The 1,186-nt window shown below is 58.9% G+C and carries 1 protein-coding gene; it reads left to right on the forward strand.

What is annotated here, in order from left to right:
* The coding region (locus tag ACTRXD_RS00040; protein ID WP_442429844.1) for an IS256 family transposase at positions 1 to 1,152 on the forward strand (1,152 nt) is incomplete at its 5' end.
* Between the last annotated feature and the right edge of the window lie 34 nt (positions 1,153 to 1,186).

A 1,186-nucleotide genomic window follows, 5' to 3' on the forward strand; every position in this document is an offset into this window, starting at 1 on the left:
CAGGCGCTGAAGGTGGAGGCGACGGAACTTTTGGCCACCTATGCGGATCAACGGGATGAGCAAGGGCATGCGAGGGTTGTCCTCAGCGGCCCTCATCCCGAACGCGTTATTCAAACGGGCATGGGGCCCGTGCCGGTACGGGTGCCTAAAGTGCGCAGTCGCCAGGGCGACCCGGTGAGGTTTCATTCAGCCTTGGTGCCGCCGTATGTGCGCAAGACGGCCAGTCTGGAAGCGGCCATCCCGTGGCTGTATTTGAAAGGCATTTCGACGGGGGAGATGCAGGTGGCCCTCGAAGCGTTAGTGGGCCCGGAAGCCAAGGGGCTGTCTGCCAGTACGGTGGCTCGGCTCAAGCAGGTCTGGCGGGAGGAATACGCCATCTGGCGGCACCGGCGCCTGGATGCGGACCAGTGGGTCTATCTCTGGGTGGATGGCATCTATAGTGGCTTACGAGCCGAGACGCAGCGGTTGTGTGCGTTGGTCGTCATTGGCATGAATGCCCAGGGGGAGAAGCATCTCTTGGCGATCGAAGACGAGATTCGCGAATCCCCCCAGAGTTGGCGGGAAGTCCTGTTAACGCTGAAAGCGCGAGGGCTGACCGCTCCGGCCTTGGCCATCGGCGATGGGGCCATGGGCTTCTGGGGGGCCTTGGAAGAAATATATCCAAGCACGCAGCAGCAACGGTGTTGGTGCCATAAGACGAGGAATGTCTTGAATGCCTTGCCCCAAAGTGTGCAGCCGAAGGCGAAACAGGCCTTACCTGAAATCTGGCAGGCCCCAACTAAAGCCACCGCAGAGGACGCGTTCGATGTCTTCATCAACACGTATGACGTGAAGTATCCGAAGGCCACCGCCTGTTTGCAGAAAGATCGGGAAGCATTGCTGACCTTCTATGCCTTTCCCGCCGAGCAGTGGCCGAGTCTGCGCACGACGAATCCAATTGAATCGACCTTTGGGACGATTCGGCCTCGAACCATCCGGACGAAGGGCTGTCTGACACGGGATGGCATGCTCCACATGATGTTCAAGCTCGGCCAGTGTGCCGAGAAGACGTGGCGTCGTGTGCGAGGATTCAAACAGTTGCCGAAGGTCATCGAAGGGATTCAGTTTATTGATGGCATGGACCCGAACACCATGAACTCGGTCGCCGCGTAATCACCGGCTCAGACACTAGATTTGACAATAGCTC

The sequence above is a fragment of the Nitrospira sp. T9 genome, assembly GCF_052156535.1.
Taxonomy (GTDB): Bacteria; Nitrospirota; Nitrospiria; order Nitrospirales; family UBA8639; genus Nitrospira_E.